This window comes from Hansschlegelia plantiphila (genome assembly GCF_027922265.1).
GTDB lineage: Bacteria > Pseudomonadota > Alphaproteobacteria > Rhizobiales > Methylopilaceae > Methylopila > Methylopila plantiphila.
Genome location: NZ_BSFI01000021.1, coordinates 77,045 through 93,457 on the forward strand (window position 1 = coordinate 77,045; position 16,413 = coordinate 93,457).

A 16,413-nucleotide genomic window follows, 5' to 3' on the forward strand; every position below is an offset into this window, starting at 1 on the left:
TCCGACATTCCGCTAACGGCGCGGGCTGGTGGGCAAGCTCACGGAAGTCGGCGCGATCGGAGGCGGACAGGTCGACGCCACGATCCTATCGGCGCTGGCGCCCGCCGTGATCTGGATCGGCGCCCCGCCGCCGCCCGCGAGGTGGCGGTTCGCCTCCGAGGAGAAGGCCTGTTCTGCGCCGGGGACGCTTCAGTCCTTCACGCTCGTCGACGGCCGGTCGTCAGCGTTCGAATGCTCTTCGTGCCATGCGCCCTTGGCGTCCTCGTATTCGATGTCGGCGTCGTCGCCGGACAGCCGCTGTTCGGCAGCGGCCGCTTCCGCCGCCTCATGCGCCTCGGAGCGGGTCTGGAACGTCTCGGAGAACACGTCGCCAAGCTTGTACGCCCAGCCGCCGTCGTGCTGGACGATCTGGTAGATTGCCTCGACCATTGCTGATGCTCCCTGCAGGGCATATCCGACCAGCCGAACGCCCATGCCGCAGGCTGCGCTTCGGGACGCCGCAAATCAATCCGCGCTCGGCCAAGGGAGATCGCGGGATTCGATCGCGAACAGGTTTGCGCCGCTTGGCCCAGACGCAGTCCGCGGGCCGAGCGGAACCCGACGCCATTCTAGGAAATCCTAATCCTTCTCGATGCCGATGACGGCGTCCCGGGCCTCGGAAGAGCGGATGAGTTCGTCGAGCTTCGCGTGGACCGCCTCCGTATCGCGACGCTGCGCGACAAGGACGGCGTTGGTGATCGTGATCGCGGCGATAGACAGGCCGAGCGTGTAGACGTCGTCATGCAGAACGTCGAGCCACGTGAATATGAGGCCGACGGCCATTATGCCGTTCACGATCAGGAATCCGGCCGTGCCGGACAGCCAATTCGCGAAGCGCCCGATCAATCGCTCGAGAAAGTTCCGCCCGCCATTTTTTGCCATCTCAGAGTCCCCCTGCGCGGCCGAAGGCCTGCGGACTCACTAGCTTTCATGATTCCGTCAAAAGAGAGCCCGCGCAGCGTCCGCGTTCATAAACTCAGCCTGACCGCTCTGAAGGGCGCACGACGCGCGCCGAAACGGTGATGGCGATCCGGACGCGCCAGGCCCTCGGAGGTCGTCCATCTCCCATGGACGACCAAAGCGACGATCCATCCGGCTGCATGCAGGCGAAGGTTCTTACGCGATCTAGGGCGGCGTCATCGAGAGGGCCGACGCGGAGCCGACCGAAGCCACTACGCGCTATGACGCGCAAGGGCGGCAGCGGCCGCGCGCGCCTGCGAGAAGAATGGAGATGAGCTTATCGGAAGGGCCGGGCGGCCCGTCGGAACAGACCATGCGACGCGGAAGGAACACCAAGAGGATCTTGGTGGGCGCACTAGGGCTCGAACCTAGGACCCGCTGATTAAGAGTCAGCTGCTCTACCAACTGAGCTATGCGCCCGAAGACCAAAATCTTCGGCGCCGCGCCGCAGGGCCGGGGATGTAACAAAGCCCGGAGCGGCTGTCCAGCGCCGTCAGCCCTCCTCCTGGAAAACTTCCTCGCGCTTCGCCCGCACGGCCGGCAAGAACACCACGACCAGCACCAGAGCCGCGGCGATCAGCAGCCCGGCGCTCAGCGGCCGGGTGAAGAACACCATCGGATCGCCCCGGGAAATGGTCATTGCGCGCCGCAGGTTCTCCTCGAGCATGGGGCCGAGCACGAAGCCCAGCAGAAGCGGCGCTGGCTCGCAATCGAGCTTGACGAGGACGTAGCCGAGCAGGCCGAAGGCCGAGACCGTGAACAGGTCGAAGGCGTTGGAGTTCACCGTGTAGACGCCGATGCAGCAGAACGTCAGAATCGCCGGGAACAGCACGGTGTAGGGGATCGTCAGGAGGCGCACCCAAAGCCCGATCAGCGGCAGGTTGAGGAGAACCAGCATGAGGTTCCCGATCCACATCGAGACGATGACCCCCCAGAACAGCTCGGGCTTCTCGATCGCGACGTTCGGACCTGGCTGCACTCCCTGGATGATCATCGCGCCGATCATCAGGGCCATGACGGGATTGGCCGGAATGCCGAGCGTCAGCATCGGGATGAAGGAGGTCTGCGCGCCGGCGTTGTTGGCGGCCTCCGGCGCGGCGACGCCCTCGATCGCGCCCTTGCCGAAGCGGTGCGGCGTCTTCGAGATCCGCTTCTCAACGGTGTAGGCGGCGAAGGACGAGAGAATCGCGCCGCCGCCCGGCAGGATGCCGAGGATCGAGCCCACGGCGGTTCCGCGCACCACCGGCCACGCCATCGCCTTGAAGTCCGCCTTGCTCGGAAAGAGGTTCGTGACCTTCTTCACCATCACGTCGCGATCGGTCTCGTTTTCGAGGTTACGCAGGATCTCGGCGATGCCAAACACGCCGATCGCGACCGCGACGAAGTTCAGCCCGTCAGCGAGTTCCGGGAAGCCCATCGTGAATCGCTGAGCGCCGGTGTTCACGTCCGAGCCGACGAGTCCGAGCAGCAGACCCGTGACGATCATCCCGAGCGCCTTGAGCACGGAGCCGTGGGCGAGCGCGACGGAGGCCACAAGGCCGAGCATCAGAAGCGAGAAGTACTCCGCCGGCCCGAACTTGAGCGCGACCGCGGTGAGCGGCGGGGCGAACACCGCGATCAGGACCGTGGCGACGGTGCCGGCGAAGAACGAGCCGAGGGCTGCCGTCGCGAGCGCCGGACCCGCCCTGCCCTGCCGCGCCATCTGGTAGCCGTCGATCGCGGTGACGGCGGAGGAGCTCTCGCCCGGCAGATTGATCAGAATCGCGGTGGTCGAGCCGCCATACTGCGCGCCGTAATAAATGCCGGCGAGCATGATCAGCGAGGTGGCCGGCTCGAAGCCGAAGGTGATCGGCAGCAGCATTGCGATCGTCGCCGTCGGGCCGATGCCAGGCAGCACGCCGATCAGCGTGCCGAGCAGAACGCCGGCGAAGCAGAACAGCAGGTTGACCGGCTCCGTGGCCGTCGCGAGGCCGAGGCCGAGATTCGCGAGAAGGTCCACTGCCGTCGTCTCCTCAAACGCCGGGCAGGAAGGGCGCGGACCACGGCCCGAACAGCGCATAGGGCAGCCCCAGCCCGTAGCTGAACACCAGAACGCAGAACAGCGTGAGCCCGAGCGTCATCGCCGCCGCGAGCTTCATGCCGGCCCGCGCGCTGGCGAGCGTCGCGATCGCCGCGACGAGCGCCATCGACGGCGCGAGGCCGAGTCCCCGCACGGTCAGGCCGAAGACGAGCGGGGCGAGCAGGATGAACAGCAGCCCCCGCCACGGCACGCCGCCGATCGGCGACGGAGCGCGGCCAAGTCCCTTGATCACGATGATCAGCCCGAGAGCTGCAAGGATCAGGGCGAGCGCCATCGGGAAATAGCCCGGCCCCATGCGCAGGGCGCTTCCCATGGGAAGGTCGAGCGCGGCGATAGCGAACGCCGCGGCGATCGCGATGAAGATCGCGCCGCAGGCGATTTCGCGGGTGTCGACCTTCATGCCGGCTCTCGTGCTGGCGACGCCACGTGGCGGGCCGGTTCAGTCGGCGTAGACCCCGGCCGCCTTGATCACCGGCGCCCAGCGGTCGATCTCGGAGCTGAGCTTGGCCTTGAGGCCATCCGGGGTCGCCTCCGCCTCGCTCGAGGGCGCGGTGCCGAGATCGGCGAAGCGCTTGATGACGTTCGGATCCTTCAACGCCGTCTGCAGCGAGGCAGTCAGCTTGGCGAGGACTTCAGGCGAGGTCCCCTTCGGCGCGTAGATCCCATGCCAGATGCCGACCTCGAAGCCCGGCAGACCGGCTTCTTCGGCCGTCGGGACGTCCGGCAGCGAGGCCACGCGCTGCTTGGTCGTCGTCGCGTAGGCCTTGATCTTTCCGCCCTTGATCTGGTTCGTCGTGTTCGTCGTCTGGTCGCACATCATGTCGACCTGACCGCCAAGGAGGTCGGTCATCGCCGGCCCGGTGCCCTTGTAGGGGACGGTCGTGAGCACGGTCTCGATCTTGCTCATGAACAGCATCCCGCAGAGATGCGAGGCCGCCCCGACGCCGGCGTTGGCGTAGGTCACCTTGTCCTTGTTGGCCTTGGCGTATTCGATCAGGCTCTTCAGGTCGGTCGGCTCGAAGTCGGCGCGCGCGACCAGCGTCATCGGCACATCGGTGACGAGGCCGACATAGTCGAAGGCGTTGAGCGTGTCATAGGGAAGCTTGCGGTAGAGCGTGGCGCTGGTCGCCATGCCGATGTGGTGCAGCAGCAGCGTGTAGCCATCCGGATCGGCCTTCGCGACGCGTCCTGCGCCAAGCGTGCCGCCCGCGCCGCCGACGTTCTCGACCACGATCTGCTGGCCGAGATCCTTGCCCATCGCCTCGGCGACCAGGCGGGTCACGGTGTCGGTCGGACCGCCGGCCGAGAACGGAACGACCATGGTGATTGGGCGTGCGGGATAGTCCGCGGCGGCCGCCGGGCCGATCACAAAAGCGGTCGCGAACGCGGCCACGACGAAGGTGCGGACGCTGGTGCGCCTCATCGGTCTTTCCCCTCCCACGGCGCGGCGTTGATCGCCGTCGCCCGCCGGCTCCGATGCGGGAGCCCGGCTTGTTGCGCCGGAGAGGCTAAGCGCCCCGCCCGACGACGGCATCATCCGGCATGGAAACCGGCGGCGCAACGGGGAGAGGAGCGCGATCACGCTGGATTGCGGAGACGGCGGCGCCAAGCGCAAGCAGGGCCGCGCCGAAGCCGAGTCCGGCGTCGAGCCCGCCCAGTTGGTCTGTGACGAAGCCGGTGAGCACCGGCCCGGCGGTCTGTCCGACGCTGAAGGCGACTGTCATCGCGCCGACGCCCGAGGCCCAGGCTGCGGGCGGCAGGTTGCGTCGGACGAAGACGGTGGTCGCGGCGCTCGTCGTGAACATGCCGAGCCCGAACACGACGCCGGAGGCGATCTCGGCCGCGAACGAGTGAGACAGCAAGGGCGCGGCGGCCCCGAGGCATGTCACCGCCGCCGCGGCGGAGAAACCGAGACCTCCCTTCAGCGCGCCGAGCGCGCGCGACCAAAGCCATGGCGCGACGAAGCCCGCGAGTCCGATCGCGCACCAGAACGCCGACTCCTCTGAAGGAGTGGCTCCGCCGTTGCGCAGGAAGGCGATCATGAAGGTCATGTAGGCGATGTAGCCCGCGCCGAAGACGCAGTAGGCCACGAGCACCGGCGCCATCGGGCGAAGCGGCGCAGGAGCCCCGGCCACCACGCGGCTTTCCCCGTCCGCGTCGCGGAGCGACGGCAGCGCGAGCGGCGCGAGCATCACAGCGGAAGCCCCTCCGAGGAGGAGCCAGGCCATGCGCCAGTTCTCTCCGCCGCCGACGGCGAGGGCGAACGGCGTGACAAGGGCGGAGACGAAGATGCCGGCCGGCGGCCCTGCATAGAGCATTCCGACGATCAGCGATCCGCGCCTGCCGAGCGGCTCCGCGATCGCGATCGCCACGGCGCCGCCTGCGACGAGCCCATGCGCCGCGGCGACGCCCGCGATGAAGCGAAGCACGGACAGCGAGACCAGCCCGGTCGCTCCCGCGCTGACCGCCGTCGAAAGCGCCGCTGCCGCCGAGCTGATGAGCACGAGCCTCAGGCCGCCCGTCAGCGCGGCGAGGCGGCCGGCAGTGAACGCTCCGATGAAATAGCCGAGCGCGTTCATTGCGTTCGGAAAGCCGGCCTGGCCGTAGCTCCAGCCGAACGCCGTCTGCATGTCGGGCAGCACGAGGGCGTAGGCGAAGCGGCCGATGCCAAGCCCCACGGCGGGCGCCATCGAAAGCGCGATGACCGCGAGCACCGCCTTGCGGAGATCAGAAGATGAGGCGGCGTTGGGCAAGGATTTGTCCGGCATGAGTCGACGCCGCTCACATGCAGCGCCACGCCCTCGGGGGCCAGCCGCGCCACGGCAACCCAGCCCCGCGCGGCGCGGCGACGAGAGAAGCGAGGACGGCGCCCGGGAAACCGATCCCCGGGGCGCCGTCCGTGACCCTCGTCAGGCGCTGATCGCTGCCTGAGCGTTGATCTGGCCGCGTTTGGTCGAGAGCTTGTTCAGCGCCGCGACATAGGCTCTGGCGGAGGCGACGAGCGTGTCCGGATCGGCGACCCTGGCCGTCACCGACTTGTCCCCTTCCTCCAGCCGCACGGAGACTTCGGCCTGAGCGTCGGTTCCCTCGGTCACGGCGTGGACCTGATAGAGCGACAGCGTCGCTTCATGCGGCACCACGCGGCGGATGGCGTTGAAGATGGCGTCGACCGGGCCGTTGCCGGAGGACTGCACCGTGGTGTGCACGCCCTCGATGTCGAGCGTCAGCGTCGCCGACTGCGGGCCCATGGTGCCTGCGATCACGGTCAGCGACAGCACCTTGATGCGGTCCTGGCCCGAAGCGATCTGGTTGTCGACCAGCGCCTCGATGTCCTCGTCGTAGACGTGCTTCTTGCGGTCCGCGAGCTCCTTGAAGCGCACGAAGGCGTCCTGCAGCTGGTTCTCCGCGAGCTCGTAGCCCAGCGTCTGCAGCTTATCCTTGAACGCCGCGCGGCCGGAATGCTTGCCCATGACCAGGGAGGTCTTGGATACGCCGACGGAAGCCGGCGTCATGATCTCGTACGTCTCGTTGTGCTTCAGCATCCCGTCCTGGTGGATGCCGCTCTCGTGGGCGAACGCGTTCTTGCCGATGATCGCCTTGTTGTACTGCACCGGGAACGAGGTCGCAGCCGACACCAGTCGCGAGATGCGGGTGAGCAGGGTCGACTCGACGCCCGTGACGTAGGGCATCACGTCGCCGCGCGTCTTCAGCGCCATCACGACCTCTTCGAGCGCCGCGTTGCCGGCGCGCTCGCCGATGCCGTTGATGGTGCATTCGATCTGCCGCGCGCCGCCGGCGAGGCCCGCCAGCGAGTTGGCGACCGCGAGGCCGAGGTCGTCGTGGCAATGGGTGGAGAACACCACCTTGTCGGCGTCCGGCACGCGATTGCGCACGGCCTCGAACATCTTGCGGTATTCGTCGGGCGTGGCGTAGCCCACGGTGTCCGGCAGGTTGATGGTCGTGGCGCCGGCCCGGATCGCGGCCTCGACCGCCCGGCAGAGATAGTCGTGGCCAGTGCGGGTCGCGTCCATCGCCGACCACTCGACGTCGTCGACCAGGTTGCGGGCCTGAGCGACGGTCGCTGAAATGATCTCGATCACCTGATCCTCGGTCTTGCGCATCTGGTGCGCGAGATGGATCGGCGAGGTCGAGACGAAGGTGTGGATGCGCGGGCGCTTCGCATGGCGCACCGCGTCGCCGCAGCGGGCGATGTCGGCGGGGATGGCGCGGGCGAGACCCGCGATCACGGCGTTCTCCGCGCGGCGGGCGATCTCGGCGACGGCCTCGAAATCGCCGTTCGAGGCGATCGGGAAGCCGGCCTCGATGACGTCGACGCCCATGCGGTCGAGCAGGCTGGCGACCTCAAGCTTCTCCTCGAACGTCATGGTGGCGCCGGGGCATTGCTCGCCGTCGCGCAGCGTCGTGTCGAAGATCACGACGCGGTCGGTGGAAGCGGTCATCGGTCAGGTCCTTCGGTCGGGCGCGCGCCGCAGGCTCTCAAGGCTCAAGGCGGCTCTGCGCGAACTGTCTTCTGGTCGGCTCCAAACCCCTGAGCGCCAGGGCGCTTGGCGCCCGGCCGGCCCTCAGGGGCGGGTAAGGAGCAGAAGGACCCCGAGCGGGCGCGCGCCGGCGCCGGCCGTGAAGGCCGTGGTCCGGTCCGCGAAGTCGCCGCCGCTCGCGCGCATCAAAATCCCGAATGCCGTTCAAGACGAACCGGCGAAAACCGATCCGAAGCGGAGATTATCACAACCGTCGTGCGTTTCCAGCGCCCGTCAACGTCTGAGCAGATAGGCGATCGCCGCATGGACATAGGGCGGCGAGGCGTCGGTGAGGTCGGCCATGGAGCGGACCAGCGCCACACGGTCGAGCTCGGATCGTTCCTCGCTCGAGAAATGCGCCTCGACCCGGCCGGCGAGCGTCGCTGCGTCGAGGTCGGTGTCGAAGCGGCGCATACAGGCATAGAGCGACCGGTCGATCACGACGAAGCGCGTCTCCGTCGGCCGGACGATCGGCTGACCGAGCCCGGTCTCCTCCATGAGTTCGCGCGCCAGCGATCCTTCAAGATCGACCCTATCGCCGACGAGGTCGTCGCGGTCGGGGGTGCCGGCGGGGAAATAGATCTGCCCTGCGGTCGCCGTGTGGGGCGCCATCCGGCCGAGCAGCACGGCGCCGTCCGAGGTGACGACCGCGGCGGCCGAGAAGACGTTCCACGTTGGATAGGCCGCGTTTCCCCCAGCGCGCAGCCAGAGATAGGTGGAGTATCCGGTCTCGTGGAAGCGCGCTTCAAGTCGGCCGCCGACGATCTCGACAGAGCTTGCGAGCATCACCCGGCCGTTGAAGAGGCCGCTGTTCCCGGCTTTCGCCCGCGCCCAGTGCGCGGCGATCGCGGCTGACGAGCGCAAATCCGCATCGAGATACTCCGGCTCGACCCGGCCCCCGAATGAGAGCGTCGGCACGACCTGTGGACTCATGCGGACGGCGTCCTCATCGCTCCGGCGTCGAGGCGCCGGTCAGGAGGCGAGTGCGGGAGCAAGCGACGGCGACATCGCCGGCGCCGCGGGGGATCGCCGGTAGAACACCGCCCTCGCCGCCCCGACGGAGATCGAGGCCACGCCCAATCCGGCGATGACGTCGACCGCATAATGGTTGGCGTCGGTCACCGCCGAGACCGCCATGGCGACGTTGAGGAGGAGCACGGGATAGCGCAACAGACGGCTGTCCCACGCCGCCCAGGCGCATAGCGCGGCTACGCCTGCATGGACGGACGGGAATGTCAGTATCCCGGCGGTGCGGCCGGCCGTCAGGACGAAGTCGGCCTGCTCGCGCACGGCGTGGAACTGCTCGAGAAAGAAGAAGCCGTATTTTGCGTTGATGTTGACGAGATCGTCGGGTCCCACGCCATAGGTCACATAGGTTCCGAGCGCCGGAAACCAGACGCTGATCAGCGACGAGAGGAAGCACAGGACGACATAGGCGAAGACGATCGCGCAGGCCCGGGCGCCGTTGCCACAAGCGGCGAAATAGATCGGAATCAGACTGATCTGGACGAAGAACGAGTTGTAGGAGCGATGCAGAAGCCAGGCGAGCCAGGGACGCTCGTCGACAAATCCGATGAGCCCCCGCCAGTCGAAGCCGAGCGCGGAGTCGGCCGCCGCCAGCTTGTCGTCCGCGAGCGGCATGCCGACCCCGATGGCGAGATAGGTCGAGACCGTGATCGGCATGATCACCAGCACGCCGGCGATCAGTATCTCGAGCATCGCGCTGATGCGCCGCGCCTTCCACCACCGCGCATAGAAGTCCGCCAGCAGAAACGGCGTCAGTGCGAAATAGATGTCGTAGAGCGAGGCGAAGTCGACCGAGACCTTGCTGAACCGCAGCCCGACGGCGACGACGGCGTAGGCGATCGCGATGGTGACGAGCAGCCGCAGATAGGCCGCGTCATAGCTGACCGGAGACATCGCCGCCTTTCTCCGCGACCAGGGCGGGGCGATAATCGACGGCAGGCGATTAACATTCGACCAACCCCTCGGCCGGCTCAGATCGGCTCCGCCACGAACACGCGGCTCGGCCGGACGAACTCGTCCTGCGCGGCGACCGTGAGGATCTCGCGGGAGCCCGCCTCCGCCGTCGCCTTGAGCAGGCCGTAGACCGAGGACGCGGCCTTCGACATCGCCTCAGCCGCTGAGCGGGTCGTCAGCCAGTGAACGAAGAACAGAGCCGCGATTGCGTCGCCCGCGCCGTTGACCGAGACCGGCAGCAGCGGCGTGCGGACCCGCCAGGCCCCCTCCCCGTCGACCGCCAGCAGCTCCATGACGCCGTCTGGCGTCTCCGGCGTCTGGAGGCTTGTCACCAGCACGACCTTCGGCCCTATCGCTCGAAGGGCCGAAGCGGCGATCTTGGCCGCGCCCAGGCCGCCGACCGCGACGCCGGTGAGATGTTCAAGCTCGAACTGGTTGGGCGTCGCGACGTCCGCGGCCGGCATCGCGCGGTCGCGGATGAATTCCGGGATGCCCGGCCGCACGAACACGCCGCGCCCGACGTCGCCGATCACCGGATCGCAGCAGTAGAGCGCCGACGGGTTGGCCTGCTTGACCCGCTCGACGGCGTCGAGGATCGCCTCGCCGATCGACGCGTCGCCCATATAGCCGGAGAGCACGCCGTCGCAGACGGGCAGCACGCCGCGCTCCTCGACGCCGGCGACCACCTCGCGGATCGCGTCGGCCGGGAACACCGGCCCGCGCCAGGCGCCGTAACCCGTGTGATTGGAGAACTGCACGGTGTTGATCGCCCAGACCTCGTGGCCGAGCCGCTGCATCGGAAACACGGCCGAGGCGTTGCCGACATGGCCGTAGGCGACGTGGCTCTGGATCGAGAGAATGTTCATGGCGCAGCCCCAGGAGGAGAGCTCGCGTTCTAGTCCCGCCGCCGGAGCGCCGTCGAGTTCCAATGCGTCATGGACGCGATCGCCTAGACATGGTCGCGCAACAATGCAGCTCCCCCGGAGGCGCAGCGCGTCCCGACGGCATGATCTGGTGACCGGAGCGCGACGCTCAGGACGCTTCCTGCATCGTCCGTGCGAGAGCGGACGGGACGGCCGCCGCGGAGATCGGGCGGCCGAAGAGATAGCCCTGCATCACGTTGCAGCCGAGCCCGGAAAGGATCGCCTTCTGGCGCTCGGTTTCCACGCCCTCGACAATACAGCACAACTCCAGGTTGCGGCAAAGATCGATAACCGACTTGACGATCGCCCGCGACGCGCCGTCCGCCTCTATGTCGACGATGAAGTCGCGATCGATCTTAATCTTGTCCAGCGGAAGCCGCCGAACGTGAGTGAGGCTGGAATGCCCGGAGCCGAAGTCGTCCAGTGCGATACGGGCCCCGAGCCGCCGCAGAAGCGCAAGCGACTCTTCCGCGAGCGCTATATCGCGCATCGCCGCGGTTTCCGTGACCTCGAAGATGATCCTCCGCGACGGGACGCCGCTTTTCTCGACGATGCTGACGATCCCGAGGATCGCAGCCGGCGACAGATCCCGGGCCGACAGGTTGAAGGAGAGCTTGACGGCGTCCGGCCAGCCTCGGGCTTCGGCGAGAGCGCGCCGCAGCAGAATCTGGGTGACGCGGTTGATGAGGCTGCTTCGCTCCGCGAGCGGGATGAATTCGCCGGGCGACACAGGGCCGAGCTCCGCGGAGCTCCAGCGCGCCAGCGCTTCGAACGCAGTCACCCGCATCGTATCGACGTCGAAAATAGGCTGGAACAGGAGCGACAGCTCCGCCTCGAGATCGCCGATCAACAGGCCCTGCTCGATCGCGTGCTGCCGGCGGATTTCGAGAGCAAGCTCGGCCGAGAGCATGACGGCGCGCCCGCGCTGGTGCTGCTTGGCGTGGTAGAGCGCGTAGTCGGCCCGCTCGTAGAGCATCTCCGCCTTTAGGCAGGACACGCTCTCCACGAGACCGACGGAGGCCGACACCTTGGCGAGCACGCTGGGAGCGGCGAGCGGCTCCTGCAGCGTTGCGCAGACGCGGTCGCCGAACGCTTGGGCTTGGCTGCGGTCGACGTCGAGGATGATCACGCCGAACTCATCGCCTCCGAGCCGGGCGATGAAGATGTTCGGGGAGGCGAGCTCCCGCAGGCGCAGCCCCATCTCCGCAAGCACCTGGTCGCCGATGAAATGGCCGTAGAGGTCATTGATCGGCTTGAACCCGTCGAGGTCGACCATCCCCAGCACGAAGGGCGGCGCCGGCCCGTCCGCAGTGTCCAGGCAAGCGTTGAGGCGGCTGAAAAACTGGCGGCGGTTGGGCAGCCCGGTAAGGCTGTCGACATTGGCGAGCAGCCGGTTCTCGTCGCTGAGGCGCTGGGTCTCCGCTTGGGCTGCGACCATCACGGCGAAATCGCGGGAGTAGACCAGCAGCATGTAGACCATCGCGACCGAGACGAGCGCGAGATTAATCCCGATCGCGATCAGTGCGGCGTCGCCGGTGGTCAACAGAAAAATCAGAAACGGAGTGATGATCGCGCCGGTCACGCCAAGCGCGGCCGCCCGAACATGCATGAGGCAGAAAATGCAACTGACCACTGTGATCCCGACGAAGAATATAACGTGGGCCTGCAGCGTCGGGCTGCCGTAATCATAGAGGCTGAGCGCCCAGACGAGATAGATGACGCCGAGGACAGGCCCAATGACGGATGCCGTCAGGAGACGGCGCTGCGCTGCGCCCGCCGTCATCGCGCGACCCGCGCGGCGCTTCCAGACGACGATCCGGGCGAGGCAGAGAGCGATAAGTACGCCCGGCACGGTGAACACGAGCCCGAAGGGCGCCACCGTCCAGTGCGTCCAGGCGAGCGCGACCGCGTTGGAGCCAAGGATCACGTAGAGAACCGGAACCTGCTTGGAGAACGCCTCGATCTGGGCGAGCGCCAGCTCCCGCGCCGCGGGCGTCGTGCTGAACAGCCTCCAATCCGGCATGGCGTCCCTCATGCGGGCACGGCCTGCTTTTCCCGGCCCTCGCGTATAGCGGCGGCAAAGAGATTAAAAGGCCGTTTCGCCGGATCGCTGAGTCTCCCGGATTTTCATGTGATCGATGGCGTTTTCGCCAGCCGCGAAAATGGCCGGCGCCGCACGACGAGCGCGACGCCGGCCATCGTCAGATCTATGAGCGGGCCGCCCCCGCGGCGGCCCGATCCCGTTCGCCAATCCCGGCCTGGGCCCTTCGGACCCGGATGGCCGGCCTCGACGACCTCAGTTCTTGGCCTTGTCGACCAGCGCCTTGGCCTTGATCCACGGCATCATCGCGCGGAGCTTTTCGCCGACCTCTTCGATCTGGTGAGCGTTCGCCTTGGCGCGCGTCGCCTTGAACGAGGTCTGGTGGACCTTGTTCTCCAGCATCCAGTTGCGCACGAACACGCCCGACTGGATGTCGTCGAGCACGCGCTTCATCTCGGCCTTGGTCTCGGGCGTCACGATGCGCGGGCCGGAGACGTACTCGCCATATTCGGCGGTGTTCGAGATCGAGTAGTTCATGTTGGCGATGCCGCCCTCGTAGATGAGGTCGACGATCAGTTTCACCTCGTGCAGGCATTCGAAATAGGCCATCTCCGGCGCATAGCCCGCCTCGACCAGCGTCTCGAAACCGGCGCGGATCAGCTCGACCAAGCCGCCGCAGAGCACGGCCTGCTCGCCGAACAGGTCGGTCTCGCACTCTTCCTTGAAGCTGGTCTCGATGATGCCGGCGCGGCCGCCGCCGATGGCGGAGGCATAGGACAGGCCGAGGTCGTGGGCGTTGCCGGAGGCGTCCTGGGCGATCGCGATCAGGCAGGGCACGCCGCCGCCCTTCTGGTACTCGCCGCGCACCGTGTGGCCAGGACCCTTCGGCGCGACCAGCAGCACGTCGAGATCCTTGCGAGGCTCGATCAGGTTGAAATGGACCGCGAGGCCGTGCGCGAACAGAAGGGCCGCGCCCTCCTTGAGGTTCGGCTCGAGGCTCTCCTTGTAGATGTCGGCCTGCAGCTCGTCGGGAGTGAGCATCATCACGACGTCCGCCTGCTTGGCGGCCTCGGCCGGCGACAGCACCTTGAAGCCTTCGCTCTCGGCCTTCTTCGCAGTGGCGGAGCCGGGCCGCAGGCCGATCAGGACGTTCTTCACGCCGCTGTCGCGCATGTTGAGTGCGTGCGCGTGGCCTTGGCTGCCATAGCCGATCACGGCGACGGACTTGCCCTTGATGAGGTTCAGATCGGCGTCGCGATCGTAATAAACGCGCATGACGGGTTTCCTTCCTTGATGTGCTTGCGTTGAATTAGCCGGCTTCGCCCGGCGTTTTCGCTGCCCCATAGAGGGCAAGAAACTGTTCAGTCGCCCGCCGGGCGTCGCCCGCGATCACCGCCTCGTCGAGGACAAGCCGGTCGCCGAGCAGAAGCCTGATCTGCGCGTCGCGGCCGACGAGCCCGAAAAAGGTGCGAAACGTCTCTTCGGCGTCGTCGAACGCGAGCAGGCCGGCGTCACGGGCGTCGACAAGCAAAGGCTTCAGCCGCTCCCCGATCGCGAAGCGCCCGTTGGCGAGCACGATGCCGCCGAGCGTCTCGGCCTGGCCGATCGCGACGCGGTTGAGCGCGATTGAAGTCTCCGAGGCGATGACCTTCAGCCATCCGCCGGCGAAGGCCTCCAGACTTTCACGCAGCGCGCCCGCGTCGAAATGGTGACGGTCATAGGAACCCGCTCTGACCTTAGACGCCTGCCAGCGCACGGTGGCGCTGAGCAGACCGTCCCGATCGCCGAACCATTTGTACAGCGTCTCCTTCGAGCAGCTGGCGCGCTGCGCGACGGCCGCCATCGTCAGCGCCGCCTCGCCCTTTTCGACGAGCAAGGCGAGCACGGCGTCCAGAACGGCTTCGCGCCGCTCCGTCATCTGCTCTTCCGCTACGTCCTGCACGCCCAAACGCTCCGTACCGTACGTTACGGTTCGTATGGCTCATCCCGCGGCGGGGCGCAAGAGCTCAGGGCTATAAGGCCCGCGATGTGATCGAAGCCCGGGTCTTTTCTTGACCGCCCAGCCGCGAACGTTCGCCGCTTGGCGATGAACCGCGACCGCGTTTTCAGCAAGCGGGCGAGGACCGCAGCGTTATGCGCTGTCAGATTGCATCTATCTTGACTAATTAAAACCTGTAGTTGAGCATTAGCGTTGCCGGCAACGGCCGCAGAACGCGGCGGCGTTCGCGAGACCGCAACGATTTTTCTGGGGGCAGACTGATGCCGATCAATCTCGCAGAACCGTTGGATTGGGAGAGCGCGACGGGCGACGCCCTGACCATGCTCGAGGACCTGCAGGGGAACATTCTGAAGGGGCACGGCCGCCACCACACCGCGAACCTTTTCCTGAACTTCTCAGGCGACAGAGGCAAGGTCGCCGCCTCTCTCAACAGCATCGGCAGGCAACTTCCGAGCGCGCTGGATCAACTGCGGGATGCTAAGGCGTTTTCCGAAACGAAGATTTCCGCTGGACGCTTCCTCTCCTTCTTCATCTCCAAGGAGGGCTACGGCTGGCTCGGAACGCCCGCACCCGTGAGCCCTGCGCGCGCGCCCCATTCCGCGGACGCGACGCTGGAGAGCATGCTGGATCGGAAGACGGCTCTGGACGACCCCAACCTGCCAGACCTCGACGCTCACTTCCGGCAGGACCAGCCCGAAAAGATCATCCACGCATTGCTTCTCATCGCCGATGACGGGCCGGAGGACGTTGAGGTCGAGGCCAGCCGCTGGACGTGGCTTCTCGCGCAAGACGGCGTCTCCGTGATCGGCGCAGAATACGGCCGCGCCTATTTCAACGCCGCGAAAGATGGCCTGGAAAACTTCGGCTACGTCGATGGCCGCAGCCAGCCGCTGATGCTGCGCCAGGACATCGCGGAGGAAGGGAAGAGTTTGAAATCCGGCGACCCGGCCGACCCGGATTCCTGGGAGTGGAGTCCGATCTTCCCGCTTGGCCAGTTCGTGGTCAGGGATCCAGGAGGAGCGACGCCGCATAGCTTCGGCAGTTACTTCGTCTTCCGCAAGCTCGAACAGGACGTCGAGGGATTCAAGGAACGCGAAGAGGCCCTGGCGAAAGCGCTCGGACTTACGAACTCACCCGATCCAGACGACGCCGAACGCGCTGGCGCAATGGTCGTTGGCCGGTTCGAGAACGGGTCGCCGTACACGATGCCGAAGGGTCCTTGGACGGCTCCGGTCTCTCCCGATCCTTCTTCCGGTCCGCTCAACAATTTCAATTTCGACAACGACTCCGAGGGAGCGCTGTGTCCGTTCCGGGGGCATATCCGCAAGACCAATCCCCGCGGCGACAGCGCGCGGCTTCCTGGCGGCACGTTCGATGAGGAAGAACTCGGTCGAGAACGCTCACGGATCATGGCCCGCCGCGGCATCACCTACGGAGTGAGAGCCCAAAACGTCGCAAGAGAATTCGTAGACAGGCCGAGGCAGGGCGCAGGCCTGCTCTTCATGGCCTATATGGCGAACATCTCGGAGCAGTTTGAGGTAACGCAACGTTTCTGGGCCAACAACGCGGAGTTCGTCAGTCCGCCCGTCGGCATCGATCCCGTGATCGGGCAGACAGCAAACGGTGAAGGGCAGGTCTGGTGGCCCGACGCCCGCGGCGCTCCAAAGAAGACGGAGTTCGACTTCGGGAGATTTGTCCATCTCAAGGGAGGCGAGTATTTCTTCGCGCCTTCAAAAAGCTTCTTGACGAACTTCGTGTTCGAGCCAGTGACAGCCGCTGCGGAACCGGTCTCGGAAGACGCTTCGGTCATGACTACCGCCTGACGGAGCGAGCCAGCGCGGGAGATCGAGCGG

Annotated in this window: 14 protein-coding genes and 1 tRNA gene; 1 reads left to right on the forward strand and 14 read right to left on the reverse strand. The window is 66.7% G+C overall.

Translation table 11 applies throughout. The features are described from left to right. Positions 1 to 189 precede the first annotated feature (189 nt). The 14 genes from PKE75_RS14755 to PKE75_RS14820 all read right to left on the reverse strand — a co-directional run bounded on the left by PKE75_RS14755 (position 190) and on the right by PKE75_RS14820 (position 14,479). Positions 190 to 429, reverse strand: coding sequence for a DUF2188 domain-containing protein (locus PKE75_RS14755; protein WP_271169506.1), 240 nt, complete (start codon positions 427 to 429; stop codon positions 190 to 192). A 189-nt stretch (positions 430 to 618) separates the two neighbouring features. Then, entirely contained in the window at positions 619 to 921 is a 303-nt protein-coding gene (locus PKE75_RS14760) for a hypothetical protein (protein ID WP_271169507.1), read from the reverse strand. 422 nt (positions 922 to 1,343) lie between these two features. Next, positions 1,344 to 1,419 (reverse strand) — tRNA-Lys (locus PKE75_RS14765). Positions 1,420 to 1,492: 73 nt separating this feature from the next. Further along, positions 1,493 to 2,998: a tripartite tricarboxylate transporter permease gene (locus PKE75_RS14770; RefSeq protein ID WP_271169508.1), complete on the reverse strand. Its 1,506-nt coding sequence runs from the start codon at positions 2,996 to 2,998 to the stop codon at positions 1,493 to 1,495. A 13-nt stretch (positions 2,999 to 3,011) separates the two neighbouring features. Next, positions 3,012 to 3,479 (reverse strand): tripartite tricarboxylate transporter TctB family protein, encoded by a 468-nt coding sequence (locus PKE75_RS14775; protein WP_271169509.1) that lies wholly within the window; start codon positions 3,477 to 3,479, stop codon positions 3,012 to 3,014. 39 nt (positions 3,480 to 3,518) lie between these two features. Beyond that, positions 3,519 to 4,502, reverse strand: coding sequence for a tripartite tricarboxylate transporter substrate binding protein BugD (locus PKE75_RS14780; protein ID WP_271169510.1), 984 nt, complete (start codon positions 4,500 to 4,502; stop codon positions 3,519 to 3,521). An 85-nt stretch (positions 4,503 to 4,587) separates the two neighbouring features. After that, positions 4,588 to 5,847: a YbfB/YjiJ family MFS transporter gene (locus PKE75_RS14785; RefSeq protein ID WP_271169511.1), complete on the reverse strand. Its 1,260-nt coding sequence runs from the start codon at positions 5,845 to 5,847 to the stop codon at positions 4,588 to 4,590. A gap of 141 nt (positions 5,848 to 5,988) precedes the next feature. Next, the gene (locus tag PKE75_RS14790; protein ID WP_271169512.1) at positions 5,989 to 7,539 is read right to left on the reverse strand and encodes a 2-isopropylmalate synthase; all 1,551 of its coding nucleotides are present in this window, start codon (positions 7,537 to 7,539) and stop codon (positions 5,989 to 5,991) included. Between the two features lie 312 nt (positions 7,540 to 7,851). Next, positions 7,852 to 8,550 carry an NUDIX hydrolase gene (locus PKE75_RS14795; protein WP_271169513.1) on the reverse strand — a complete coding sequence of 233 codons (699 nt, stop codon included), beginning with the start codon at positions 8,548 to 8,550 and terminating at the stop codon, positions 7,852 to 7,854. Positions 8,551 to 8,589: 39 nt separating this feature from the next. Beyond that, entirely contained in the window at positions 8,590 to 9,537 is a 948-nt protein-coding gene (locus tag PKE75_RS14800; protein ID WP_271169514.1) for a phosphatase PAP2 family protein, read from the reverse strand. Between the two features lie 77 nt (positions 9,538 to 9,614). Beyond that, the gene (gene pdxY, locus PKE75_RS14805; RefSeq protein WP_271169515.1) at positions 9,615 to 10,463 is read right to left on the reverse strand and encodes a pyridoxal kinase PdxY; all 849 of its coding nucleotides are present in this window, start codon (positions 10,461 to 10,463) and stop codon (positions 9,615 to 9,617) included. Positions 10,464 to 10,629: 166 nt separating this feature from the next. After that, entirely contained in the window at positions 10,630 to 12,543 is a 1,914-nt protein-coding gene (locus PKE75_RS14810) for a putative bifunctional diguanylate cyclase/phosphodiesterase (protein ID WP_271169516.1), read from the reverse strand. Between the two features lie 273 nt (positions 12,544 to 12,816). Continuing rightward, a complete protein-coding gene (ilvC, locus tag PKE75_RS14815) occupies positions 12,817 to 13,836 on the reverse strand; it encodes a ketol-acid reductoisomerase (protein ID WP_271169517.1) in 1,020 nt (339 codons plus the stop codon). A 34-nt stretch (positions 13,837 to 13,870) separates the two neighbouring features. Then, a complete protein-coding gene (locus PKE75_RS14820; RefSeq protein ID WP_271169635.1) occupies positions 13,871 to 14,479 on the reverse strand; it encodes a TetR/AcrR family transcriptional regulator in 609 nt (202 codons plus the stop codon). 341 nt (positions 14,480 to 14,820) lie between these two features. Here PKE75_RS14820 and PKE75_RS14825 point away from each other — a divergent pair, with 341 nt between their 5' ends. After that, a complete protein-coding gene (locus PKE75_RS14825; protein WP_271169518.1) occupies positions 14,821 to 16,383 on the forward strand; it encodes a Dyp-type peroxidase in 1,563 nt (520 codons plus the stop codon). Positions 16,384 to 16,413: the final 30 nt, after the last annotated feature.

Excerpts from the sequence above, each read along its gene's own strand:
- PKE75_RS14755 (WP_271169506.1), bottom strand. The coding sequence starts at position 429 with ATGGTCGAGGCAATCTACCAGATCGTCCAGCACGACGGCGGCTGGGCG.
- PKE75_RS14825 (WP_271169518.1), top strand. The coding sequence starts at position 14,821 with ATGCCGATCAATCTCGCAGAACCGTTGGATTGGGAGAGCGCGACGGGC.
- PKE75_RS14775 (WP_271169509.1), bottom strand. The coding sequence starts at position 3,479 with ATGAAGGTCGACACCCGCGAAATCGCCTGCGGCGCGATCTTCATCGCG.
- pdxY (WP_271169515.1), bottom strand. The coding sequence starts at position 10,463 with ATGAACATTCTCTCGATCCAGAGCCACGTCGCCTACGGCCATGTCGGC.
- PKE75_RS14820 (WP_271169635.1), bottom strand. The coding sequence starts at position 14,479 with ATGACGGAGCGGCGCGAAGCCGTTCTGGACGCCGTGCTCGCCTTGCTC.
- PKE75_RS14780 (WP_271169510.1), bottom strand. The coding sequence starts at position 4,502 with ATGAGGCGCACCAGCGTCCGCACCTTCGTCGTGGCCGCGTTCGCGACC.
- PKE75_RS14790 (WP_271169512.1), bottom strand. The coding sequence starts at position 7,539 with ATGACCGCTTCCACCGACCGCGTCGTGATCTTCGACACGACGCTGCGC.
- PKE75_RS14795 (WP_271169513.1), bottom strand. The coding sequence starts at position 8,550 with ATGAGTCCACAGGTCGTGCCGACGCTCTCATTCGGGGGCCGGGTCGAG.
- PKE75_RS14810 (WP_271169516.1), bottom strand. The coding sequence starts at position 12,543 with ATGCCGGATTGGAGGCTGTTCAGCACGACGCCCGCGGCGCGGGAGCTG.
- PKE75_RS14760 (WP_271169507.1), bottom strand. The coding sequence starts at position 921 with ATGGCAAAAAATGGCGGGCGGAACTTTCTCGAGCGATTGATCGGGCGC.
- PKE75_RS14785 (WP_271169511.1), bottom strand. The coding sequence starts at position 5,847 with ATGCCGGACAAATCCTTGCCCAACGCCGCCTCATCTTCTGATCTCCGC.
- PKE75_RS14800 (WP_271169514.1), bottom strand. The coding sequence starts at position 9,537 with ATGTCTCCGGTCAGCTATGACGCGGCCTATCTGCGGCTGCTCGTCACC.
- ilvC (WP_271169517.1), bottom strand. The coding sequence starts at position 13,836 with ATGCGCGTTTATTACGATCGCGACGCCGATCTGAACCTCATCAAGGGC.